The organism is Brevibacterium gallinarum (assembly GCF_014836885.1).
GTDB lineage: Bacteria > Actinomycetota > Actinomycetes > Actinomycetales > Brevibacteriaceae > Brevibacterium > Brevibacterium gallinarum.
The window spans coordinates 1-1,029 of record NZ_JACSPY010000035.1 but is presented as its reverse complement, the minus strand read 5'-3'; the positions used below and the strand labels follow the sequence as shown (position 1 = coordinate 1,029).

The following is a 1,029-nucleotide window of genomic DNA, read 5'->3' as shown; positions in this document are numbered from 1 at the left end:
CTGCTGGTCTCGATCACGGCCACGAAGAAGAGCGTGTACTTCTCGGAGGTCAAGGCCGCGATTGCCGCGCTGGTCACGCGCGCCGAGCAGGCCCAGCAGATCCGTGAGCGCTGGCGAGTCGAGGCGTTCTACGACCAGCACGGCCGCGGCACACTCATCGTGCAGGGCCCGTCCCATGAGATCGCGCTGCTTCACGCGCGGCTCGAGGGCATGGCCCGCTGTGTGGTCCGCGGATACACCGCCGGGTTCGACCTGCCGGAGAACCATGTCTTCGCCGATACTCGTTCCTTCGAGCAGCTGAAGTACGACTTCCTCATCGGCGCGACGATCGGCGGCGACGTCAACACGCTTGACCTCGCTCAGCAGGCACTGGCCAAGCGGCAGGAAACCTCCGGCCACACGGCTTCACCACTTGATCCATTGGCGGACGATCTCGCCGACCTGCTCAGCGACACGCCCATCTCATGTCCCGCCAGCGGCCAGTGGCTGGCACGCCAGGCCAAGATCACCATCACCGTCCCGGCCATGGCGCTCTCTGAGAGCCCGGCCGCCGATGAACTTCCCGGCTCGGTCGACGGCAGCCCCATCAGCCCCGACGTCGCTCGCCAGCTGGTCGGCTCGGGAGGAGACACGATCTACCGTCTGCTCACCGACCCAGCCACCGGCGAAGTCCTCGACCATGTCGCGACCACCTACACGATCGGTACGCGCATGCGGCATGCACTCGTGGCACGCTGGCGATACTGCACCGCCCCCGGCTGCGACCGGCCAGCGGCGAAAGCTGAGCTCGACCACATCGAGCCCTTCAATCATCGGCACCCTGCCCGCGGCGGTCCGACGACCATGGAGAACCTGCACCCGCTGTGCAAACATCACCATCAGCTCAAGACGCAGGGAGTGTTCAGACTCAGACGCGAGTCCCGAACAGGGGTGCTGACGTGGACGCTGCCGGGAGGCACAACAGCAAGGACCCATCCACCGGGGTCTGTGCTGCACCGACGGCATGCCGAACTCATCGCCAGCACCGCG

The 1,029-nt window shown here is 66.4% G+C and carries 1 protein-coding gene; it reads left to right on the top strand.

Annotated features, from left to right (window positions below; genetic code table 11):
• Window positions 1-33: 33 nt before the first annotated feature.
• The coding region (locus H9634_RS14960) for an HNH endonuclease signature motif containing protein (RefSeq protein WP_191727483.1) at window positions 34-1,029 on the top strand (996 nt) is incomplete at its 3' end.